This window comes from Pseudomonas sp. NPDC089408 (assembly GCF_044749445.1).
Taxonomy (GTDB): Bacteria; Pseudomonadota; Gammaproteobacteria; order Pseudomonadales; family Pseudomonadaceae; genus Aquipseudomonas.
The window spans coordinates 481,806-501,848 of sequence record NZ_JBIVHY010000002.1; the positions used below are offsets into that span (position 1 = coordinate 481,806).

Consider the following 20,043-nt stretch of genomic DNA (forward strand, 5'->3'; position numbering starts at 1 on the left):
GTGGTGGCCCCATCGGTCCCCCCGCATTGATTACCCGTTAACCTGGTCAGGCCCGGAAGGGAGCAGCCATAGCGGGAACATCGAGTGCCGGGGTGTGGCTGGTGGGGCTGCCTCCATTTCAGGTCCTTGAATTTTCAAGGCCTAGCGTTGTAGCAATGTTCCTTGCTCATCTTTGACGTCGCAATCCTGCCCAAGCATGGCCAGTGCTCAAACTCGCCTGTTTGCAGCCTCATAGACTTCATCATTTCGTCGAGCTCCCAGGCATAGGGCTAGCACTATCTCGTTGCCTTCGATTCGGTAAACGATGCGGATATCGCCGGTCCGAATGCGACGATGCCCTGCGAGTGCTCCCCGAAGCGGTTTGCCGATCTTGTCCGGCTCTCCTTCTACGATCCGCTCGCGTATAACTTTCAGGACCCGTTTTGCCTCGGCCTTGCCTAACAGAACAAGATCTTGCTCGACATCTGGGTGAAACCGGACGCTCCAAATCATGGGTACTTGCCTACTTGAAGCGAGCCTCCATGTCCTCAAGGCTCACGGTGGTCGTATTGTCTAATGTGGCCAGGCGTTCAATGGCCAAGAGTTCAGCGCGAAGGTCCTCAAGTTCATCCTGCAGGGCTTGGTAGGCTTCGACTCCCACCAGTACAGCTGCTGGTTCGTTGTCCTTGAAAATCACCAGATGGCTTACGTCGCCGCTGGTAACCTCCTTCAGTTTCGCACTGAAGCCTCGGACCATTGCTGTGGCGGACACTGCCTGTTCAGCTCGGTCTAGGAGTGCACTCATGCGCTTTTGCCTCGACTTGTCGGTAAGGTTGGTGTGAGCAACCGGTATCGGTATCGGAATCGCTCACGTCGCATTGCATTGCTGAGTATACGCAAAATAATGCGTAAAACAATGCAGGCTCTATGGCGCTGGATTAGCGGCTTGCAGCTATGGGCGTTCGCTTGCGGTGCCTTGGTGCTTCTCAATGATTGCTTTGCCCCTGCTATTTTTGTTGCTCAATGCCCCTGCCGCCGACAGCTTCATCAGTCGCTGAAATTTCGGGCATGCCAGGTGATCTTCCTCAGGGCACTGCGCCGCATGTCGCAAGCCTTTGCTCATCGCCTGCAAGCGCCTGATCCGTGCATCCAGCTCATCTGCCTTGGCAATCAGCATCTGCCGGTCGACCTGCAAGTCCACCAGCATCGCCCCCACCTCATCCAGCGAGAACCCCGCAGCCTGGCCCAGGGCAATCAACGCCAGCCTGTCTGCCACATCCGCTGCAAACTGCCGCCGTTGGCCGTGCCCGGCGAGTGATTTGAGCAACCCTTTCTTCTCGTAGTAACGAAGTGTCGAGGCGGGTACGCCTGTGCGTTTGGCGACGTCGGCAATGTCCATTTCGGGCCCTTGACTTGAAGTTGACTTCAACTTCTATGCTGCGCGGCATGGTGATGGCCGTCAATCTGCGAGGGATTTTTCAATGACGTTTACTGCGATGTTTTCAGCGGCCTTGCCAATTGGCATCGGTGCCACAGTGGTGATGGACTTGTGGGGATTGCTGCTGAGGCGTTTGGGTGTTGCCACGTTGAACTTTGCCATGGTCGGGCGTTGGGCGGGGCATTTGCTGAAGGGGCGTGTGCGGCATCAGGCTATTGCCAGGGCGGAGCCTATGAGGCATGAACTGGCGTTAGGGTGGGCAATTCATTACGCCATCGGCGTGCTGTTCGCGATGTTGCTGGTTGGGTTTGTGGGGGAGGGGTGGTTGATGGCGCCTACCTTGTTGCCTGCGGTGGTGGTGGGTGTGGCTACGGTCGTGGCGCCGCTGTGCTTCATGCAGCCGGTGATGGGGGCGGGGTTCTTTGCGTCGAAGACGCCTACGCCTGCGCGCAACTGCCTGAAGAGCCTGGCGACGCATTGCGTGTTTGGCGTGGGGCTGTTCTTGAGCGCGGGTTTTCTGGCCTTGATATGAGAGCAGGGCCTTCAGTCAAAGCGAGCGTAGGATAAACATGGCTGCTAGCAGCATTATCGCTGTAGAAGCTGCGCCCAGGTAAAACAGGAGCACGCCTGTCCAAGGGGAAGATGTTCTGAGCTTGCGCATTTCCTCGGCGAACGCCTCAGCTTCACTTCGTGCGTTCTCAGCGTGACTCGGGGTAGTAAAGCGCATTTGCGACTCCTTGTGATTGGGTCGATGTAAAGCTCAGAGCTTGCTGGCCAAGGCCATGATGCCAACGATGGTCGTGACAACCGCTGAACCTGTTGCGATGGGGTACCAGAATGCTTCTTGTCTGAGCTTACGCGCTTCTGCCACGAATTTCTGCGTCTCGGCGCCTAGCTTCCGACCTTCATTTTGTAACTTTTCGAGTTCGAGGTGTTCACGATCATCCTGAAGCATCGGCCTGTCTTTTCAATTGCGGCAAACGTGCCATGGGTGTGGATGATTCTGTGCGGTTTGGGTCGGGAGCGAAACCGCCGTCTTCCAATGAGTGTTGTAGTCCAATTGCCCTCAACATCGTCGCGGCGGTCACGACGGAGTGAGTACTAGACGGATCTGACATGAATCCAAGAAACCTCCTACGTGTCAGTTAGGTGCGGCGAATTATCCTACGATCTGCGTCGACTCCCGTCTGATTGTCCCGGGAAACCCCGCCCACTAGGCTTTTGCGGTCGCTGTCGGTTCAGCGATCGGGTGTGGAAGCCTGGGGTGTGGTAGCTGTCGTCATGACAGTTGTACGTGGGAGGCCATTGCGCCTGCCGGGTTCACCGTACCCCTGGTCTTCCACCCCGCGTACAACTGTCACCCTACGTGTGGAAGCGAAAGGGTGTCCTCAGCCCGGTATGGTAAATTCATGAAAAAACTGGTCCCCGATCCACCCCACGTCTTCGACCTTCCCCAAGGTAAATCCCTTTCCCGTGCCATCCACGAAGGCATCGTGCCGATTGAGTTCGCGCTGATGAATGTCACCCACTACCTGATGTTTGCCTATAGCGACAGCCGGCGGGCGCTGGAGCGCATCGAGGACGAAGAGACGCGGCAGTTGCTGGAGCATGGGTTGCGGGCCATGCAGATTGCCTGGGGGCAGGCGGATGCTGTAGCTCTGGCGGTTGAGCGGCGTTGAAATCATAGGCGCTGGTGACTTATAGGTGATCGCGTGCTGACTGCCAGGTGTTTGGCTTGGGTTGTTTGGTGCCAGCGAGATCGAGCGCCGCCCGCGCGGCGCTCGATCTAACTGGCAATAAAAAACTGTCGTCGTACACCTGTCAGCCCCACCCAAATCAAGGCCGAGTCGCCAAAACCCCCATCCCCCCATACCGCTGCACAATCCGCTCGATCTCCCCCGACTGCTTCATCCGCACCAGCGCCCGCAGCAGCGCTTGGGTCGGTATCGCCGGGTCATTGCGCACCATGCACCCGAGGTCCTGTTCCTCCAGCACGGCCAGCGTCTGCAATTGCCGATCTGCCGGCTGAGCCTGGTTGAACCACTGCAACGACAGCTGGTTGCTCACCGCATGCCGATAGCGCCCGGCCTGCAGCTTTTGCAGCACCAACAACTGGCTGCGGCTGTCCTCACGGTGCAGCCGACCCTGTACCAGCAGCGGTTGCAGGGTCGAGTAGGTGTAGCCCAGCACCGTGCCGATAGCCTGGGGCGGCAGTTGCTCCGGTGGCATCGGCGTGCTGTCGCCGACGCGCCCCACCAGAAGGTCACGTTGGTGAATCAGCGGGATGCTCCAGACAAAATCGCCCGGGCGGTCGTTGAACCACTGGGTGCTCACATAGCAGCGCACATCGATATCGCCGCTGTCCATGGCCTCCTGCAAGCGCAGGCGGGCCATTACGTGAAACTCCGGGCGTACGCCGACTTCCCTGGCCATGGCTTGCATCAGGTCGTACACCAGGCCTTCCACCGGCTGGTCGCCTTCGATGCGCGCCAGTGGCATGCCCCAACTTTCGGCGACAGAAAAACGCAGTACGGGCTGCTCAGCCAGGCTGGAGGTGGTCCAGAGCAGCAACAGGGCCAGCAGTGTTCGCAAAGGCAGTCCTCCCTGGATAGCGCGCCAGTATCAAAGCTTAGACGACTCGCGCAGGGTGCAATTTTGCCCCCGCTCCGCTAGCATTAGCGATCTTCCGCTCGATCAGGCTACGATGGTTTTTCGATGAGTTATCAGGTTCTTGCACGTAAATGGCGTCCGCGCTCGTTCCGCGAAATGGTCGGCCAGACCCATGTGCTCAAGGCCTTGATCAATGCCTTGGACAACCAGCGCCTGCACCACGCCTACCTGTTCACCGGTACCCGTGGCGTGGGCAAGACGACTATCGCCCGTATCATTGCCAAGTGCCTGAACTGCGAAACCGGCATTACCTCCACGCCGTGCGGCACCTGTTCGGTATGCCGGGAGATTGACGAGGGCCGCTTTGTCGACCTGATCGAGATCGACGCCGCCAGCCGCACCAAGGTCGAAGACACCCGTGAACTGCTCGACAACGTGCAGTACGCCCCCAGCCGTGGGCGCTTCAAGGTCTACCTGATCGACGAAGTGCACATGCTCTCGACCCACTCGTTCAACGCCTTGCTCAAGACGCTGGAAGAGCCGCCGCCCTACGTCAAGTTCATCCTCGCCACCACCGACCCGCAGAAGCTGCCGGCCACCATCCTGTCGCGTTGCTTGCAGTTCTCGCTGAAGAACATGAGCCCGGAGCGGGTCGTCGAGCACCTCAGCCACGTGTTGGCCGCTGAAAACGTGCCGTTCGAGGCGGATGCCCTGTGGTTGCTGGGCCGCGCCGCTGACGGCTCGATGCGTGATGCCATGAGCCTGACCGACCAGGCCATCGCCTTTGGTGAAGGCAAGGTAATGGCCGCCGATGTGCGGGCCATGCTTGGCAGCCTTGATCACGGCCAGGTCTATGGTGTGCTGCAGGCCCTGCTTGAAGGTGACGCCCGGGCCTTGCTGGAGGCCGTGCGCAACCTGGCCGAGCAGGGGCCGGACTGGGCTGGCGTGCTGGCCGAGATGCTCAACGTGTTGCACCGCGTGGCCATTGCCCAGGCGCTGCCGGAGGCCGTGGACAATGGCCAGGGCGATCGTGACCGGGTGCTGGCGCTGGCCCAGGCGCTGCCGGCCGAGGACGTGCAGTTCTATTACCAGATGGGCCTGATCGGCCGTCGCGATTTGCCCCTGGCGCCGGACCCGCGTGGCGGCTTTGAAATGGTCCTGCTGCGCATGCTGGCGTTCCGCCCGGCCGACACTGATGACGCGCCGAAACCGGTGCTAAAGCCAGTGGGGATCAGCCAGGCCACAGCTGATCCTGCAACGCCGGTGGCAGCGCCAGCGGTTGCCGTGGCACCGTCGCCTGTCGAGGCTGTGGCGCCGGAACCTGCGGTGGCTGCCCCGCAACTGGTGGTGCCCCCGCCTGCGACGGTCGACCATGAGCCTGAGCTGGAGCCCGACGCTGAGCTGAAGGCCGAAATAGAGGCCATCTCGGTACCCGAGCCAGTTGCCGAGGTCGTCGACCTGCCATGGGAAGACCCGGTGCCGGCAGTCCAACCTGCGCCCATCGAGCCTGTAGCAGAGCCGGCGGCAGCCCCTCAGCCCGCCCCGCAGCCAGCGTCTCCAGCTGCGCCTGTGATGCATGATGCGCCACCGTTCGACCCGTCCGCCTACGTTGCCGTAGGCATGGACCGCGACGACGAGCCGCCGCTGGATGACGACTATTACGACGTTGAAAGCGCCCCGGTCGGTTTCAGCTACCTGGACGAGCTGGCCGAGCACGTTCAGGAAGAGGCGCCCAAGCCTGCAGCCGAACCGCTGCCGGCAGCGAAGCCGGCCACTGGCCTGGCCCTGCAATGGCTGGAATTATTCCCGCAGTTGCCTGTGTCCGGGATGACAGGCAACATCGCGGCAAACTGTACGCTGATTGCCGCCGATGGCGACGACTGGCTGCTGCACCTGGACCCGGGCCAGGGCGCGCTGTTCAACGCCACCCAGCAACGGCGCCTGAACGATGCACTCAATCAGCACCTGGGGCGCACGCTGAACCTGCGTATCGAGCTGATTTTGCCCGAGCAGGAAACCCCGGCCCAGGCAGCGTCGCGCAAGCGTGCCGAGCGCCAGCAGGACGCCGTCACCTCGATCGAGCAGGATCCGTTGATCCAGCAGATGATCAAGTTGTTCGGTGCCAAGGTGCGGCAGGATACTATTGAGCCTGTAGAAGCCCTGACCCATCAGGGCCAGTAACGGATAACCATGCGGCCGGCCCGGTGCCGGGCCGCATCACATGACCCAATCGAGGTATACCCCATGATGAAAGGTGGCATGGCCGGCCTGATGAAGCAGGCCCAGCAGATGCAGGAAAAGATGGCCAAGATGCAGGAAGAGCTGGCCAACGCCGAAGTCACCGGCCAGTCCGGTGGCGGCCTGGTGAGTGTGGTGATGACCGGTCGTCACGACGTCAAGCGCGTCAGCATCGACCAGAGCCTGATGTCGACTGAAGAAGACGACAAGGAAGTGCTGGAAGACCTGATCGCCGCTGCGTTGAACGACGCTGTGCGCAAGGTCGAGCAGAGCAGCCAGGAAAAAATGGGCGGCATGACCGCTGGCATGCAACTGCCGCCGGGCTTCAAGATGCCGTTCTAAGGGCATTGCGATACCGAAACCGCCGCTGACAACAGCGGCGGTTTTTTTGTGCGCTCTCGCAGTTGGCGTGGTCATTATTCTAGAACCCGGCGCGGACCGTGTAGGAGCGGCCTTGTGTCGCGAAAGGGCTGCGCAGCAGCCCCGGCAATTCATGCTGCGAAGCTCAGATCCTGGGGCCGCTGCGCGCCCCATCGCGACACAAGGCCGCTCCTACAGGGACGGCATAGGGCTGGAGTCTGATTTGACGCCACCGCCCCCGCTGGGTATAAACCGCCTCTTATTGAATTGTCAGGCCTTCCCCATGAGCTTCAGCCCCCTCATCCGCCAACTGATCGACGGCCTGCGCATCCTGCCGGGTGTCGGCCAGAAAACCGCCCAGCGCATGGCCTTGCAGTTGCTCGAGCGTGACCGCAGCGGCGGCCTGCGCCTGGCTCAGGCCTTGACCCAGGCCATGGAAGGGGTAGGGCATTGCCGCCAGTGCCGCACCCTTACCGAGCAGGAGCTGTGCCCGCAGTGCGCCGACCCGCGCCGTGACGACGCTCAGCTGTGTGTGGTAGAGGGGCCGACCGATGTGTATGCCGTGGAGCAGACCGGCTACCGTGGCCGTTACTTCGTGCTCAAGGGTCACCTGTCGCCGCTGGACGGCCTGGGGCCGGAGGCAATCGGTATTCCGCAGCTGATGGCGCGGATCGAGGAGCAGGGCACCTTTACCGAAGTGATCCTGGCGACCAACCCGACGGTGGAAGGCGAGGCGACGGCGCATTACATTGCGCAGTTGCTGAACGAGAAGGGGCTGGTGGCTTCGCGGATTGCCCATGGCGTACCGCTGGGAGGCGAGCTGGAGATGGTCGATGGTGGGACTTTGGCCCATGCTTTTGCCGGGCGTCGGCCGATTTCGCTCTGAACCAGAGTTGTTGGGGCCGCTTTGCGGCCCATTCGCGGGTAAACCCGCTCCTACAAAGATCGCATTTTTTTCGCGGTCTTTGTAGGAGCGGGTTTACCCGCGAATGGGCTGCAAAGCAGCCCCAAAAGCCAACTCAGTACTCGCTGAGGGAAAACTCGGTCAGGCAGAAAGTAGGCACCCCAGCCGCCTGCAACCGACGCGACCCGTCCAGCTCCGGCAGGTCAATGATTGCCGCCGCCTCGAATACCTGCGCCCCGGTGCGGCGCACCAGGTTGGCCGCCGCCAGCAGCGTACCGCCGGTCGCAATCAGATCATCGAAGATCAGCACCGAATCACCGTCGCACAGGCTGTCGGCATGCACTTCCAGGAAGGCTTCGCCGTATTCGGTCTGGTAGCCCTCGCTCAGCACGTCAGCCGGCAGCTTGCCTTGCTTGCGGAACAGGATCAGTGGCTTGTTCAGCTGGTGGGCGATGATCGAGCCGATCAGGAAACCTCGCGCGTCCATCGCGCCAATGTGGCTGAAATCTGCCTCGACATAGCGCTCGATGAACTGGTCGGCCACATAGCGCAGCCCGCGCGGCGACTGGAACAGCGGCGTGATATCGCGGAAGATCACGCCCGGTTTGGGGAAGTCCACCACCGGGCGGATCAAGGCTTTGAGGTCGAAGGCGTCGCTGTGCATTGTTGCGGGTATCCTGGGGAAACGAATGCCCAAGTATACCCGCTAAACGCCGGCCTCAGGCCTCGATTGCACCACCGGCCAGCGCACACAGCTGGATCGGGTCGAGGATGTGCACTTCCTTGCCCTCTGCGCGCAACAGGCCGTTTTGCTGGAAGCGGGTGAATACCCGCGACACGGTTTCCACCGCCAGGCCCAGGTAATTGCCAATTTCGTTGCGCGACATGCTCAGGCGGAACTGGTTGGCCGAATAGCCACGGGCGCGGAAGCGTGCCGACAGGTTGACCAGGAAGGTGGCAATGCGCTCGTCGGCGGTCTTCTTCGACAGCAGCAGCATCATTTGCTGGTCGTCGCGGATCTCCCGGCTCATTACCCGCATCAGCTGGCGGCGCAGTTGTGGTAGCTGTACCGACAGCTCGTCCAGGCGCTCGAAGGGGATTTCGCAGACCGAGGTGGTTTCCTGCGCCTGGGCCGATACCGGGTAGGCCTCGGTGTCCATGCCCGACAGGCCGACCAGCTCGCTGGGCAGGTGGAAGCCGGTGATCTGCTCTTCGCCGCTGTCGCTGAGGCTGAAGGTTTTCAGGGCGCCGGAACGTACGGCGTAGACCGAGCCGAAATTGTCACCCTGGCGGAACAGGAACTCGCCTTTTTTCAGCGGGCGGCCGCGTTTGACGATTTCATCCAGTGCATCCATGTCTTCCAGGTTGAGCGAAAGAGGTAGGCACAGGGGGGCCAGGCTGCAGTCCTTGCAATGGGCCTGGTTGTGGGCGCGCAGTTTGACTGGCTCGGACATTTGAATCGATCCTTGTGGGAAAGCACACATAAGTCGTAAGGGTAACCTACGACACAGGGTGTAGGCCAGTGTGCGCGATGATGGTGCGCGCTGGCGAAACCCCGGCAGACGGCCTGCCGGGAGTCCTTGTACGCCCATAGTGTGCTTGGCAAGGAGGCTTGTCCATGCGGTTGAACGCCTCGGTTTTCAGATCACCCGCGAGAAACGCTGGCGGTTCTGCATGGCCAGGTAGGCGTCGAACACCATGCACACCGAGCGCGCCAGCAGGCGGCCGGCCGGGAGGATGCGGATGCCCTTGTCGTCCAGGCTGATCAGGCCGTCGCGCTGCAAGGTCAGCAGCTCGGGCCAGAGGTCGTTGAAGTAGCCACGGAAATCAATTGTGAAGGCCTGTTCGATCGGTTCGAAATCCAGCTCGAAATGGCAGATCAGCTGCTGTATCACCGCCCGCCGAATGCGGTCGTCATGGTTGCAGACCAGGCCGCGTTGGGTGGCCAGCTGGGCGTTGGACAGGCTGTCCTGGTAGGTGTTGAGGTCGCTGCTGTTCTGGCAGTACAGGTCGCCGATCTGGCTGATCGCCGACACGCCCAGGCCAATCAGGTCGCAGTGCCCGTGGGTGGTGTAGCCCTGGAAATTGCGCTGCAGGGTGCCTTCTTCCTGGGCGATGGCCAGTTCGTCGTCGGGCAGGGCGAAGTGGTCCATGCCGATGTAGCGGTAGCCGGCGGCGGTCAACTGGTCGATGGTGGCGTGCAGCATCTCCAGCTTGGCGGCCGCGCTGGGCAGGTCGTTGCTGTCGATGCGCCGCTGCGGCATGAAGCGTTCGGGCAAGTGCGCGTAGTTGAACACCGACAGGCGGTCGGGTTGCAGGCGGATCACTTCGTCGACGGTGCGGGCAAAGCCTTCCGGGGTTTGCTTGGGCAGGCCGTAGATCAGGTCGAGGTTGACCGAGCGGAACTGCAAGGTGCGCGCTGCCTCGATCAGGGTGCGGGTCTGTTCCAGGCTCTGCAGGCGGTTGACCGCGCGCTGTACGGCCGGGTCAAGGTCCTGCACGCCCAGGCTGACGCGGTTGAAGCCCAGTTCGCGCAACAGGCCCATGGTCGACCAGTCGGCCTCTCGCGGGTCGAGCTCGATGCCGTAGTCGCCTGAATCATCGTCCAGCAAGTGGAGGTGCTGGCGCAGGGTGGCCATCAGCTGGCGCAATTCCACATGGCTGAGGAAGGTTGGCGTACCGCCGCCGAAATGCAGCTGTTCAACACGTTGTTTAGGGTCCAGGTGGCAGGCGACCAGCTGGATTTCCTGCTCCAGGCGCTGCAGATACGGCGCGGCGCGGGCGCGGTCCTTGGTGATGACCTTGTTGCAGGCGCAGTAGTAACAGATGTTGGCGCAGAACGGCACATGCACGTACAGCGACAGCGGGCGCACCGCCCGACGGCTGTCGCGCAGGGCGTGAAGCAGGTCGAACGAGCCCACCTCGCTGTGCAGTTGCACGGCGGTCGGGTAGGAGGTGTAGCGTGGCCCGGCGAGATCGTAGCGGCGGATCAGGTCGGTATCCCAACGAATGTCGTCGAGCATGTGGGCGGTCCCCGGAAAGAGCAGCAGTGCACCGGAGTCTATGGGCGTCTGTAGGAATCTGTGTTGATTTGTATCAAGCGCCGAGCCGCGAGCCGCAAGCCGCAAGCTGCAAGCTGCAAGCTGCAAGCAAAGCAGATCGGCTTCATCTTGTAGCTTGTAGCTTGTAGCTTGTAGCTTGTAGCTTGTAGCTCTCAATGCCCCATCAACCAATGCTGGTGCGGCCCAGGCAGGGTCCACACGCCAAACAGCATCACCAGCACCCCGCCAGCCACCCGCACACTGCGCCGTCTCAACAAAGCGTTTACCCGTTCGGCCGCCAATCCGGTAGCCAGCAGCACCGGCCAGGTTCCCACCCCGAATGCCAGCATCAACGCCGCGCTGTACCCGGCATCGCCCTGGCTGGCGGCCCACAACAGCGTGCTGTACACCAGCCCGCACGGCAGCCACCCCCACAAGGCCCCCAGCAGCAACGCGCGGGGCAGGCTGGACACCGGCAGCAAGCGTGACGCCACTGGCTGTATATGCCGCCACAGCCCGCGCCCGAGCGCCTCGATACGGGTCAGCCCGCTCCACCAGCCGGCCAGGTACAGGCCCATGGCAATCAACAGCAGCGCCGCCACAACCCGCAGTGCCAGCGCTGCCGGGCTGCTGGCCACGGCCCAGCCCGCCAGGCCCAGCAACAGGCCGGCGCAGGCATAGCTGAAAATGCGCCCCAGGTTGTACGCCAGCAGCAGGCGCAGGCGCTTGCCGCGTTGTTCGGGGGGGATGGCCAGCGTCAGTGCGCCCATCAGGCCGCCGCACATGCCCAGGCAGTGGCCGCCGCCAAGCAGGCCAAGGATCAGTGCCGAGCCCAGCAGGGGAAGCAGGTCAGGCACGGGGTGGGGGTTCCTTGTCGGCTTCGGCCGGGGTGTCCTCAGGCTTTACCGCCGCCTGGTGGCGCGGGTCCTGGTCGTCGAACAGGATGCTGTGGGCGGGGCCGTCAAGGTCGTCGTACTGGCCGCTGTCCACGGCCCAGAAGAAAATGTACACGGCCACGCCGACCAGCAGCAGGGCTGCGGGGATCATGACATAGAGGGCGGGCATGGTGACTTCCTCCCGGGCTGGGGTGCTTCGGTTTTCGCCAAGGCCGTGGCCTGCGGCATGCGGGTCAGGCGCAGGGCATTGAGCACCACGATCAGCGAGCTGACCGACATGCCGATGGCGGCCCACACCGGGGTGATCCAGCCGAGCGCGGCAAACGGCAACATCAGGCCATTATACAGGGTCGCCCACAGCAGGTTCTCGACGATGTTGCGGCGGGTGCGACGGGCCAGCTCAAAGGCCTGCACCAGCGCCTGCAGGCGGTTGGACAGCAGCACGGCGTCGGCGCTGGTCTTGGCCAGGTCGGTGGCGCTGCCCATGGCGATACTGATGTCGGCTGCAGCCAGCACGGGCACGTCATTGACCCCGTCGCCCAGCATCAGCACCTTGCGCCCCTCGGCTTGCAGGGTCTTCAGCCGGTCCAGCTTGTCGTCCGGGCGCAGCCCGCCAATGGCCTGGTCGATGCCCAGTTGCGCGGCCACTTCAGCCACCATCGGCGAACTGTCGCCCGACAGCAGCAGGGTACGCCAGCCGCGCGCCTTGCAGGCGGCAAGCAGGGCTGGGGCGTCGTCGCGCAGGCGGTCGTCCAGGCCGAACCAGGCCATGGGCCCCTGGCGGTCGCCCAGCAGCAGCCACTGGCCGCGGGGCTCGGGCACGGCAGGGATTTCTGCGCCGCTCAGCGCGCAGACGAAAGTGGCCTGGCCAATGCGCAGGCGCTGGCCGTCAACCAGCCCTTCCAGGCCGAGGCCGGGCACGGTCTGCACATCCTCGGCAGGCGTGGCGGTGCGGCCGAAGGCCCGGGCGATGGGGTGTTCTGAGCGGTTTTCCAGTGCTGCGGCCAGGGCCAGGCAGCGGTCGGCGGGCTGGCTGCCGAGCGGGCGGATGCTGCGCAAGGTCAGGCGGCCTTCGGTCAGCGTGCCGGTCTTGTCGAAAATGACTGTGTCGATCTGGTTCAGGCCTTCCAGCACATGGCCACGGGTAACCAGCAGGCCGAGCTTGTGCAGGGTGCCGGTGGCAGCGGTCAGTGCGGTTGGCGTCGCCAGCGACAGCGCACAGGGGCAAGTTGCCACCAGCATTGCCAGCACGATCCAGAATGCCCGGGTCGGGTCCAGGTGCCACCACCATAGACCGATGGCGACGGCGGCCAGCAGCGAGAACAGCAGGAACCCTTGCGACGCGCGGTCGGCGATTTCTGCCAGGCGGGGTTTTTCGGTCTGGGCGCGCTCCAGCAGGCGGACGATGGCTGATAGCCGGGAATCTTGGCCGAGGGCTTCAACTTCCACATTCAGCGTGCTTTCGACATTCAGCGTGCCGCCAGTGACCCGTTCGCCCACCCGCCGTGGTTGTGGCAGGTATTCGCCAGTCAGCAGCGACTCATCGACGCTGGAACGGCCTTCGACGATGCGCCCGTCGGCAGGGATTACCGCGCCGGGCAGCACTTGCACGGTGTCGCCGCGGTGCAGTTCGCTGAGCAGAATGCGCTCGCTGCGCCCGATGGCGTCCAGGCGCAGGCACGAGGCCGGCAGCAGGTTGACCAGCTGCGCAGTGGCCGCTGCCGTGCGTTCACGGGCGCGGCGCTCCAGGTAGCGGCCGGTGAGCAGGAACAGAGCGAACATGCCCACCGTGTCGAAATACAGCTCGCCGCTGCCGGTGATCGCTGTCCAGATGCCGGCGCCGAAGGCCAGGCCGATGGCCAGTGACACCGAAACGTCCATGGTCAGGTGCCGCGTGCGCAGGTCGCGTGCCGCGCCCTTGAAGAACGGCGCGCAGCTGTAGAACACGATGGGGATGGTCAGGAACAGCGCCACCCAGCGCAGGATGGTGTGCAGCTCGGGCGACAGGTCGATGTTGAATTCCGGCCAGGTGGCCATGGTTGCCATCATGGCCTGGAACCACAGCAGCCCGGCCACACCCAGGCGGCGCAGGGCGCTGCGGTTTTCCCGGGCCAGTTGCTCGGCGGCCTGGTCCGGCTGGTAGGGGTGGGCGGCGTAGCCGATCTGGCGCAGCTCGGCGAGCAGGCGCGACAACGGCAGTTGCTTGTCGTCCCAGCTCAACAGCAGGCGGTGGTTGGACAGGTTCAGGCGTGCCTCGGCGACGCCGGGCAGGTTGCGCAGGTGCTTTTCGATCAGCCAGCCGCAGGCGGCGCAACTGATGCCTTCGACCAGCAGGGTGGTCTCGGCCAGCTCGCCCTGATGGCGGACGAAGGTTTGCTGGACATCGCTGCGGTCGTACAGGGCCAGTTCGTCCTGCAGCTGTTTGGGCAGGGCTTCGGGGTTGGCGCTGGTGTCGCTGCGGTGCTGGTAGTAGTGCTCCAGGCCGCCGGCAACGATCGACTCGGCCACCGCCTGGCAGCCGGGGCAGCAGAACTGCCGGGGCTGGCCGAGGACCACGGCGGTGAAGCGGCCGCCAGCGGGGACGGGCAGGGCGCAGTGGTAGCAGGGGGTGGGTTGGGTCATTGCATCATTGCCTTACACATATCGGCCGGTTGGCGCGCATCCCTGTAGGAGCGGCCTTGTGTCGCGAAAGGGGCGCGAAGCGGCCCCACGATCTCAGCTTCGCAGCATAGGTTGCCGGGGCTGCTGCGCAGCCCTTTCGCGACACAAGGCCGCTCCTACAAGTGCTCGGCGCCTTGGATGGCTTCATCACCCAGTTGCAAGGTCACACCGTGCTCGACCTTTTCCTCTTCGAACAACCTCCACACCTGGCCGCCCTCGCTACCCAGCAATTCAACGAAGCGCCGCCCGTCAACCTTGTCTTCCAGCTGCCCCACATAACGCCCGGCCTCAACACGGCTCAGCAGCACCTTGCGGTCCTTGTCCGGCTGGGTGGGCGAAATCAGGTTCAGTTCCAGGTTCTGCGGGTCGCTGCTGCCGGCCAGGCGCAGGTCCACTTCGCCGGTCAGTTCATCCAGGAGCACACTGGCCTTCAGGCCCAGGTTCTGCGCCAGCAGTTCACGGTCCAGCGAGCGGTTGATGCCCTTGCCGGCCTCGTAGTAGTTGTCGTTCACCAGGTTGTCCGGGTTGCTGACGGCGATGCTGACCATGCTCAGGCTCAGGCACACCGACGTGGTGAGGATACCGATGATGATCCAGGGCCAAAGGTGCTTGTACCAGGGGTCGGCGGCGGTGGCAGGCATTGTGCGTTATCTCTCTCAGCGGATCTGTGGGCCGATGAAACGGCTCTTGGCTTCAACCTGGGCGTTACTGTCGTCGGCGCTTTTCAGGATGAAGGTGATTTCGTTGGTGGTCGATGGCAGTTTCTCGGGGGCAACCGACAGCTGCACCGGCAGGCTGACGATATCACCGGCGGCCACGCGAATCTCGCGCTGGCCCTCCAGCTTGAGGTCCGGCAGGCCGGCGGCGTCCAGTACGTATACATGGTCGCGCTGGTCCTTGTTCATGACCTTCAGGCTGTACACGTTCTCGATTCGGCCCTGGGCATTCTCGCGGTACAGCACGCGGTCCTTGCTGACGTCGAAGCCGACCAGCGAACGGGTGGCGAAGGCGGTGGCCAGGCCGATCATCATCACCAGCAGCACGGCGGCATAGCCGATCAGGCGCGGGCGCAGCATGTGGGTCTTCTGCCCTGACAGGTTGTGTTCGGTGGTGTAGCTGATCAACCCCTTGGGGTAGTTCATCTTGTCCATGATGCTGTCGCAGGCGTCGATGCAGGCGGCGCAGCCGATGCACTCGATCTGCAGGCCGTCGCGGATGTCGATGCCGGTGGGGCAGACTTGCACGCACATGGTGCAGTCGATGCAGTCACCCAGGCCCTGGGCCTTGTAGTCGGTGTCTTTCTTGCGCGGGCCACGGGTTTCGCCGCGACGCGGGTCGTACGAGACGATCAGCGTGTCCTTGTCGAACATCACGCTCTGGAAGCGGGCGTAAGGGCACATGTACACGCACACCTGCTCGCGCAGCCAGCCGGCGTTGCCGTAAGTGGCGAGGGTGAAGAAACCGACCCAGAAATAGGCCCAGCCATCGGCCTGGCCGGTGAAGAATTCGATGACCAGTTCACGGATCGGCGAGAAGTAGCCGACAAAGGTCATGCCGGTGACGAAGCCGATCAGCAGCCACAGGCTGTGCTTGGCGAACTTGCGCAGGAACTTGTTGCCACTCATGGGCGCCTTGTCGAGTTTCATGCGCTGGTTGCGGTCACCCTCGGTGACTTTTTCGCACCACATGAAGATCCACGTCCACACGCTTTGCGGGCAGGTGTAGCCGCACCAGACCCGGCCGGCATAGACGGTAACGAAGAACAGGCCGAAGGCGGCGACAATGAGGATACCCGAGAGCAGGATGAAGTCCTGCGGCCAGATGGTGGCGCCGAAGATGTAGAACTTGCGCTCGGGCAGGTTCCACCATACGGCCTGGTGGCCACCCCAGTTCAGCCAGACGGTGCCGAAGTACAGCAGGAACAGCACTGCACCGCCAACCATGCGCAGGCGACGGAACAGGCCGGTGAAGGCGCGGGTATAGATTTTTTCGCGGGAGGCGTAGAGGTCGACGGAATCCTTCCCTTTGTTGGCAGGCGGGGTCACATCATGTACCGGAATTTGCTTGCTCATCATCAAGTCCCACGGCAGTGGAGAAACGCCGCGGCCAGTGCGTGCCGGCCGCGGTCTCGCGCAATCTGCTAGCGCGCTGCGGTCCATGATACGCCGCTGTTGGCGGGATGGGGCTGCACTGCGACTTTTAGTCGCGTTGGGTTTGGGGTGTGAAACGTGTTATGGCGGGTGTCAATTGATCCAGGTCATCAGCCTGCAAGAAATGCAGTGATGTACCGGCCTCTTCGCGGCTGAAGCCGCTCCTACAATTGACCGCGATCGTTGTAGGAGCGGCTTTAGCCGCGAAGAGGCCAGGCCTGCCTTACTCAGCCTTGGCCGGCGCCTGTTCCTGATGCGACAGGCTATAAACATAAGCCGCCAGCAAGTGCACCTTGTCATTACCCTGCAGCTGTTCCTGGGCCGGCATCTGCCCCTGGCGGCCATAACGGATGGTCTGCTGCAACTGGGCAAAGCTCGAGCCGTAGATGAACGCCTGCGGGTGGGTCAGGTTCGGCGCGCCCATGGCCGGCGTGCCTTTGCCTTCCGGCCCATGGCAGGCCACGCAGTTGGCGGCGAAGATCTTCTGCCCGTTTTCGGCATCGGCCTTGGCGCCTTCCGGCAGCGTGCGGCCTTCCAGCTTGCTGACCACGAACGCCGCCACGTCAGCCACACCCTGGTCACCGATGACCTCGGCCCAGGCCGGCATCACGCCATGGCGGCCGCCCATGATGGTGGTCTTGATGGTGTCCGGCTCGCCGCCCCAGCGCCAGTCGTTGTCGGTCAGGTTGGGGAAGCCGAACGCACCCTTGGCGTCGGAGCCGTGGCACACCGAGCAGTTCGAGGCGAACAGCCGCGCGCCCATTTTCAGGGCTTGCGGGTCCTTGGCCACTTCTTCGATAGGCATGGCGGCGAACTTGGCGAAGATCGGCCCGAAGCGGGCGTCGGCCTTGGCCATTTCCTTTTCCCATTCGTGCACGCCGGTCCAGCCCGGCTGGCCGTTGGAAAACTCGGTCTGCTTGTCGTTATCCAGGTACGAATAGCCTGGCAGAATGCCTTTCCAGTTGCCCAGGCCCGGGTACAACACCAGGTAGCCGAGGGCGAAGACGATGGTGCCGACAAACAGCCAGAACCACCATTTCGGCAGTGGGTTGTCGTATTCCTCGATACCATCGAAGGCATGCCCGACGGTTTCGTCGGTGACCTCTTCGCGCTGGCCCTTGCGGGTCGACAGCAGCAGCCAGGTCAACGAGAAGATAGTGCCCAGGGTCAGGACGGTAACGTACAGACTCCAGAAGGTTGTCATTGTTTTTTGCTCCCAGAAGCTTTTGCGTGCTCGTGCTCGACGTGGCGGCTGGCCTCGGGATCATCCGCGAAGGGCAGTTGGGTCGCTTCGTCGAAGTCCTTTTTACGCCGTGGGTTGAACACCCACAGCGCCAGGCCCACGAAGGCCACCATCACCACGACGGTGCCCAGGCCGCGAATCATCCCGATATCCATCAGCGTCACCGTTTGCTCTTGATGATGGTGCCAAGACCCTGCAGGTACGCGACGATGGCGTCCATTTCGGTCTTGCCCTTGACCGCGTCACGGGCGCCGGCGATGTCGGCGTCGGTGTACGGCGTGCCGAGTGTGCGCAACACTTCCATCTTCTTCGCGGTGTCCTTGCCGTCGAGCTTGTTCTCGACCAGCCATGGGTAGGACGGCATCTTCGATTCAGGTACCACGTTGCGCGGGTTGTACAGGTGCGCACGGTGCCAGTCATCGGAGTAGCGGCCACCGACGCGGGCCAGGTCCGGCCCGGTGCGCTTGGAGCCCCACAGGAACGGGTGGTCCCACACGCTCTCGCCGGCCACCGAGTAATGGCCATAGCGCTCGGTCTCGGCGCGGAACGGGCGGATCATCTGCGAGTGGCAGCCTACGCAGCCTTCGCGGATGTAGATATCGCGGCCTTCCAGCTCCAGTGCGGTGCGCGGCTTCATGCCTTCGACCGGCTTGTTGGTGACGTCCTGGAAAAACAGCGGGACGATCTGGGTAAGGCCACCAATGCTTACGGCGATGACCATGAAGAAGGCCAGCAGGCCTATGTTCTTCTCGACGGCTTCATGCTTCATCAGTGCGCTCCCACAACGACGATCTTGGCGGCTTCCTCAGCCTGTGCCGGGTTGGCGGCACGTACGGTACGGAACACGTTGTAGGCCATCAGCAGCATGCCGCTGGCGAAGAACGCACCGCCCAGGGCGCGGACGATATAGCCAGGGTGGCTGGCTTGCAGGGCTTCGACGAACGAGTAGGTGAGGGTGCCGTCATCGTTGATGGCGCGCCACATCAGGCCCTGGGTAATGCCGTTGACCCACATCGAGGCGATGTACAGCACGGTACCGATGGTGGCCAGCCAGAAGTGCGCGTTGATCAGGCCGACGCTGTGCATCTGCTCGCGGCCATACAGGCGCGGGATCATGTGGTACACCGCACCGATCGAGATCATCGCTACCCAGCCGAGGGCACCGGCGTGAACGTGGCCGATGGTCCAGTCGGTGTAGTGCGACAGCGAGTTGACGGTCTTGATGGCCATCATCGGGCCTTCGAAGGTGGACATGCCGTAGAACGCCAGCGACACCACCAGGAAGCGCAGGATAGGGTCGGTGCGCAGTTTGTGCCAGGCACCGGACAGGGTCATCATGCCGTTGATCATGCCGCCCCAGCTGGGAGCCAGGAGGATGATCGACATCACCATGCCCAGCGACTGCGCCCAGTCAGGCAGTGCGGTGTAGTGCAGGTGGTGCGGGCCGGCCCAGATGTACAGGGTGATCAGCGCCCAGAAGTGCACGATCGACAGGCGATACGAGTAGATTGGCCGCTCGGCCTGCTTGGGCACGAAGTAGTACATCATCCCCAGGAAACCGGTGGTGAGGAAGAAGCCCACGGCATTGTGGCCGTACCACCACTGGATCATCGCGTCGGTGGCACCGGCGTAGGCCGAGTACGACTTGAACAGGCTGACCGGCAGCGAGATGTGGTTGACGATGTGCAGCATCGCGGTCACTACGATGAAGGCGCCGTAGAACCAGTTGCCGACGTAGATGTGCTTGGTCTTGCGCTTGACGATGGTGCCGAAGAACACCAGCCCGTAGGTGACCCAGACGATGGCCAGCAGGATTGCCAGCGGCCACTCGAGCTCGGCGTATTCCTTGGTGGTGGTGTAGCCCATCGGCAGGGTGATCAGCGCGCCGACGATCACCGCCTGCCATCCCCAGAAGGTGAAGGCGGCCATGCTGTCGGAGATCAGCCGGGTCTGGCAGGTGCGCTGCACCACGTAGTAGCTGGTGCCGAACAGCGCACAGCCCCCGAAGGCGAAGATCACCAGGTTGGTGTGCAGCGGGCGCAGGCGGCCGAAGCTGGTCCAGGGCAGGTCCAGGTTCAGTTGCGGCCACACCAGCTGCGAGGCGATGAAGACGCCGAGGCCCATGCCAAGGATCCCCCAGACCACCGTCATGATGGCGAACTGGCGGACGACCTTATAGTTATAAGCAGTCGGACTGATTGCTGTGCTCATTCTAAGGTTCCACGGTTTTGATGTTCTTGTTGGTCGAAAAATCGGCGCCAGTATTGATAACCGCTCGGGTTACCGCAACGCAACTTTGGTACGCCGACCCGTGTCCGGGCCCGTTCACTGATGTCCCGCAGTGATCGGGTCCGAACGATTGTACACAAATAAATATTTGTAATGTGTACCGTTTTTCACCTTTTTCTGATCGATCGGTCAAGCTTTTTATCGGGACGGCGACAGGCCATGCGCCGCGTCTGCATCGGTCCTTTCGTAGCGATGCCCGCTGAGGCAACAAGCTTAGTTCTGTTCGGAGGGGGT

The 20,043-nt window shown here is 62.8% G+C and carries 22 protein-coding genes and 1 other RNA gene; 6 read left to right on the top strand and 17 right to left on the bottom strand.

Annotated features, from left to right (window positions below; genetic code table 11):
• Positions 1 to 10: 10 nt before the first annotated feature.
• Positions 11 to 107: signal recognition particle sRNA small type (gene ffs / locus ACIP02_RS05495), an RNA gene on the top strand.
• 100 nt (positions 108 to 207) lie between these two features.
• Here ffs and ACIP02_RS05500 read toward each other — a convergent pair.
• The 3 genes from ACIP02_RS05500 to ACIP02_RS05510 form a co-directional block, all read right to left on the bottom strand.
• The gene (locus ACIP02_RS05500; protein WP_400613998.1) at positions 208 to 492 is read right to left on the bottom strand and encodes a type II toxin-antitoxin system RelE/ParE family toxin; all 285 of its coding nucleotides are present in this window, start codon (positions 490 to 492) and stop codon (positions 208 to 210) included.
• Positions 493 to 502: 10 nt separating this feature from the next.
• Positions 503 to 736 (bottom strand): type II toxin-antitoxin system Phd/YefM family antitoxin, encoded by a 234-nt coding sequence (locus ACIP02_RS05505; protein WP_400614152.1) that lies wholly within the window; start codon positions 734 to 736, stop codon positions 503 to 505.
• 195 nt (positions 737 to 931) lie between these two features.
• Complete coding sequence (locus tag ACIP02_RS05510; protein WP_400614000.1) at positions 932 to 1,378, bottom strand: helix-turn-helix domain-containing protein; 447 nt, start codon at positions 1,376 to 1,378, stop codon at positions 932 to 934.
• An 82-nt stretch (positions 1,379 to 1,460) separates the two neighbouring features.
• On the opposite strand from ACIP02_RS05510, the gene ACIP02_RS05515 reads away from it, so the two are divergent.
• Positions 1,461 to 1,949, top strand: a complete 489-nt coding sequence (locus tag ACIP02_RS05515; protein ID WP_400614003.1) for a DUF2938 domain-containing protein — start codon at positions 1,461 to 1,463, stop codon at positions 1,947 to 1,949.
• 228 nt (positions 1,950 to 2,177) lie between these two features.
• On the opposite strand, the gene ACIP02_RS05520 is transcribed toward ACIP02_RS05515, so the two are convergent.
• Positions 2,178 to 2,372, bottom strand: a complete 195-nt coding sequence (locus tag ACIP02_RS05520) for a hypothetical protein (RefSeq protein WP_400614006.1) — start codon at positions 2,370 to 2,372, stop codon at positions 2,178 to 2,180.
• Between the two features lie 454 nt (positions 2,373 to 2,826).
• Between ACIP02_RS05520 and ACIP02_RS05525 the strand changes: the two genes are divergently transcribed.
• Positions 2,827 to 3,096, top strand: a complete 270-nt coding sequence (locus tag ACIP02_RS05525) for a hypothetical protein (RefSeq protein ID WP_400614008.1) — start codon at positions 2,827 to 2,829, stop codon at positions 3,094 to 3,096.
• 157 nt (positions 3,097 to 3,253) lie between these two features.
• On the opposite strand, the gene ACIP02_RS05530 is transcribed toward ACIP02_RS05525, so the two are convergent.
• Positions 3,254 to 4,009, bottom strand: coding sequence for a substrate-binding periplasmic protein (locus tag ACIP02_RS05530; protein ID WP_400614010.1), 756 nt, complete (start codon positions 4,007 to 4,009; stop codon positions 3,254 to 3,256).
• Between the two features lie 123 nt (positions 4,010 to 4,132).
• Between ACIP02_RS05530 and dnaX the strand changes: the two genes are divergently transcribed.
• The 3 genes from dnaX (at position 4,133) to recR (ending at position 7,511) form a co-directional block, all read left to right on the top strand.
• A complete protein-coding gene (gene dnaX, locus ACIP02_RS05535) occupies positions 4,133 to 6,208 on the top strand; it encodes a DNA polymerase III subunit gamma/tau (protein WP_400614013.1) in 2,076 nt (691 codons plus the stop codon).
• Positions 6,209 to 6,271: 63 nt separating this feature from the next.
• Positions 6,272 to 6,607, top strand: a complete 336-nt coding sequence (locus ACIP02_RS05540) for a YbaB/EbfC family nucleoid-associated protein (protein WP_012315418.1) — start codon at positions 6,272 to 6,274, stop codon at positions 6,605 to 6,607.
• A 301-nt stretch (positions 6,608 to 6,908) separates the two neighbouring features.
• Positions 6,909 to 7,511 carry a recombination mediator RecR gene (recR, locus tag ACIP02_RS05545; RefSeq protein ID WP_400614015.1) on the top strand — a complete coding sequence of 201 codons (603 nt, stop codon included), beginning with the start codon at positions 6,909 to 6,911 and terminating at the stop codon, positions 7,509 to 7,511.
• A gap of 133 nt (positions 7,512 to 7,644) precedes the next feature.
• On the opposite strand, the gene ACIP02_RS05550 is transcribed toward recR, so the two are convergent.
• The 12 genes from ACIP02_RS05550 to ccoN form a co-directional block, all read right to left on the bottom strand.
• Positions 7,645 to 8,193 carry an adenine phosphoribosyltransferase gene (locus ACIP02_RS05550; protein WP_400614017.1) on the bottom strand — a complete coding sequence of 183 codons (549 nt, stop codon included), beginning with the start codon at positions 8,191 to 8,193 and terminating at the stop codon, positions 7,645 to 7,647.
• A 55-nt stretch (positions 8,194 to 8,248) separates the two neighbouring features.
• Positions 8,249 to 8,983 (bottom strand): Crp/Fnr family transcriptional regulator FnrA, encoded by a 735-nt coding sequence (gene fnrA / locus ACIP02_RS05555; protein ID WP_400614019.1) that lies wholly within the window; start codon positions 8,981 to 8,983, stop codon positions 8,249 to 8,251.
• A 186-nt stretch (positions 8,984 to 9,169) separates the two neighbouring features.
• Complete coding sequence (gene hemN / locus ACIP02_RS05560) at positions 9,170 to 10,552, bottom strand: oxygen-independent coproporphyrinogen III oxidase (protein ID WP_400614021.1); 1,383 nt, start codon at positions 10,550 to 10,552, stop codon at positions 9,170 to 9,172.
• A 191-nt stretch (positions 10,553 to 10,743) separates the two neighbouring features.
• On the bottom strand, positions 10,744 to 11,427 hold the full coding sequence (locus ACIP02_RS05565; RefSeq protein WP_400614023.1) for a sulfite exporter TauE/SafE family protein: 684 nt from the start codon (positions 11,425 to 11,427) through the stop codon (positions 10,744 to 10,746).
• Positions 11,420 to 11,635 carry a cbb3-type cytochrome oxidase assembly protein CcoS gene (ccoS, locus tag ACIP02_RS05570; protein WP_400614025.1) on the bottom strand — a complete coding sequence of 72 codons (216 nt, stop codon included), beginning with the start codon at positions 11,633 to 11,635 and terminating at the stop codon, positions 11,420 to 11,422. The genes ACIP02_RS05565 and ccoS overlap by 8 nt, the downstream gene beginning before the upstream one ends.
• On the bottom strand, positions 11,614 to 14,088 hold the full coding sequence (locus ACIP02_RS05575; RefSeq protein WP_400614027.1) for a heavy metal translocating P-type ATPase: 2,475 nt from the start codon (positions 14,086 to 14,088) through the stop codon (positions 11,614 to 11,616). The genes ccoS and ACIP02_RS05575 overlap by 22 nt, the downstream gene beginning before the upstream one ends.
• Positions 14,089 to 14,243: 155 nt before the next feature.
• Entirely contained in the window at positions 14,244 to 14,768 is a 525-nt protein-coding gene (locus ACIP02_RS05580; protein WP_400614029.1) for a FixH family protein, read from the bottom strand.
• Positions 14,769 to 14,783: 15 nt separating this feature from the next.
• Positions 14,784 to 16,199, bottom strand: a complete 1,416-nt coding sequence (gene ccoG / locus ACIP02_RS05585) for a cytochrome c oxidase accessory protein CcoG (RefSeq protein ID WP_400614031.1) — start codon at positions 16,197 to 16,199, stop codon at positions 14,784 to 14,786.
• Positions 16,200 to 16,500: 301 nt separating this feature from the next.
• Complete coding sequence (gene ccoP, locus ACIP02_RS05590; RefSeq protein WP_400614033.1) at positions 16,501 to 17,481, bottom strand: cytochrome-c oxidase, cbb3-type subunit III; 981 nt, start codon at positions 17,479 to 17,481, stop codon at positions 16,501 to 16,503.
• Positions 17,478 to 17,675 (bottom strand): cbb3-type cytochrome oxidase subunit 3, encoded by a 198-nt coding sequence (locus ACIP02_RS05595; protein WP_400614154.1) that lies wholly within the window; start codon positions 17,673 to 17,675, stop codon positions 17,478 to 17,480. Before ACIP02_RS05595 ends, ccoP begins: the two co-directional genes overlap by 4 nt.
• Before the next feature lie 5 nt (positions 17,676 to 17,680).
• Positions 17,681 to 18,289, bottom strand: a complete 609-nt coding sequence (gene ccoO / locus ACIP02_RS05600; protein ID WP_264312282.1) for a cytochrome-c oxidase, cbb3-type subunit II — start codon at positions 18,287 to 18,289, stop codon at positions 17,681 to 17,683.
• Entirely contained in the window at positions 18,289 to 19,731 is a 1,443-nt protein-coding gene (ccoN, locus tag ACIP02_RS05605) for a cytochrome-c oxidase, cbb3-type subunit I (protein WP_400614036.1), read from the bottom strand. Before ccoN ends, ccoO begins: the two co-directional genes overlap by 1 nt.
• Positions 19,732 to 20,043: the final 312 nt, after the last annotated feature.

Coding starts and splice junctions, on each gene's coding strand:
- ACIP02_RS05500 (WP_400613998.1), bottom strand. CDS start 492: ATGATTTGGAGCGTCCGGTTTCACCCAGATGTCGAGCAAGATCTTGTT.
- ACIP02_RS05505 (WP_400614152.1), bottom strand. CDS start 736: ATGGTCCGAGGCTTCAGTGCGAAACTGAAGGAGGTTACCAGCGGCGAC.
- ACIP02_RS05510 (WP_400614000.1), bottom strand. CDS start 1,378: ATGGACATTGCCGACGTCGCCAAACGCACAGGCGTACCCGCCTCGACA.
- ACIP02_RS05515 (WP_400614003.1), top strand. CDS start 1,461: ATGACGTTTACTGCGATGTTTTCAGCGGCCTTGCCAATTGGCATCGGT.
- ACIP02_RS05520 (WP_400614006.1), bottom strand. CDS start 2,372: ATGCTTCAGGATGATCGTGAACACCTCGAACTCGAAAAGTTACAAAAT.
- ACIP02_RS05525 (WP_400614008.1), top strand. CDS start 2,827: ATGAAAAAACTGGTCCCCGATCCACCCCACGTCTTCGACCTTCCCCAA.
- dnaX (WP_400614013.1), top strand. CDS start 4,133: ATGAGTTATCAGGTTCTTGCACGTAAATGGCGTCCGCGCTCGTTCCGC.
- ACIP02_RS05540 (WP_012315418.1), top strand. CDS start 6,272: ATGATGAAAGGTGGCATGGCCGGCCTGATGAAGCAGGCCCAGCAGATG.
- recR (WP_400614015.1), top strand. CDS start 6,909: ATGAGCTTCAGCCCCCTCATCCGCCAACTGATCGACGGCCTGCGCATC.
- ACIP02_RS05550 (WP_400614017.1), bottom strand. CDS start 8,193: ATGCACAGCGACGCCTTCGACCTCAAAGCCTTGATCCGCCCGGTGGTG.
- fnrA (WP_400614019.1), bottom strand. CDS start 8,983: ATGTCCGAGCCAGTCAAACTGCGCGCCCACAACCAGGCCCATTGCAAG.
- hemN (WP_400614021.1), bottom strand. CDS start 10,552: ATGCTCGACGACATTCGTTGGGATACCGACCTGATCCGCCGCTACGAT.
- ccoS (WP_400614025.1), bottom strand. CDS start 11,635: ATGCCCGCCCTCTATGTCATGATCCCCGCAGCCCTGCTGCTGGTCGGC.
- ACIP02_RS05575 (WP_400614027.1), bottom strand. CDS start 14,088: ATGACCCAACCCACCCCCTGCTACCACTGCGCCCTGCCCGTCCCCGCT.
- ACIP02_RS05580 (WP_400614029.1), bottom strand. CDS start 14,768: ATGCCTGCCACCGCCGCCGACCCCTGGTACAAGCACCTTTGGCCCTGG.
- ccoG (WP_400614031.1), bottom strand. CDS start 16,199: ATGAGCAAGCAAATTCCGGTACATGATGTGACCCCGCCTGCCAACAAA.
- ccoP (WP_400614033.1), bottom strand. CDS start 17,481: ATGACAACCTTCTGGAGTCTGTACGTTACCGTCCTGACCCTGGGCACT.
- ACIP02_RS05595 (WP_400614154.1), bottom strand. CDS start 17,675: ATGGATATCGGGATGATTCGCGGCCTGGGCACCGTCGTGGTGATGGTG.
- ccoO (WP_264312282.1), bottom strand. CDS start 18,289: ATGAAGCATGAAGCCGTCGAGAAGAACATAGGCCTGCTGGCCTTCTTC.
- ccoN (WP_400614036.1), bottom strand. CDS start 19,731: ATGAGCACAGCAATCAGTCCGACTGCTTATAACTATAAGGTCGTCCGC.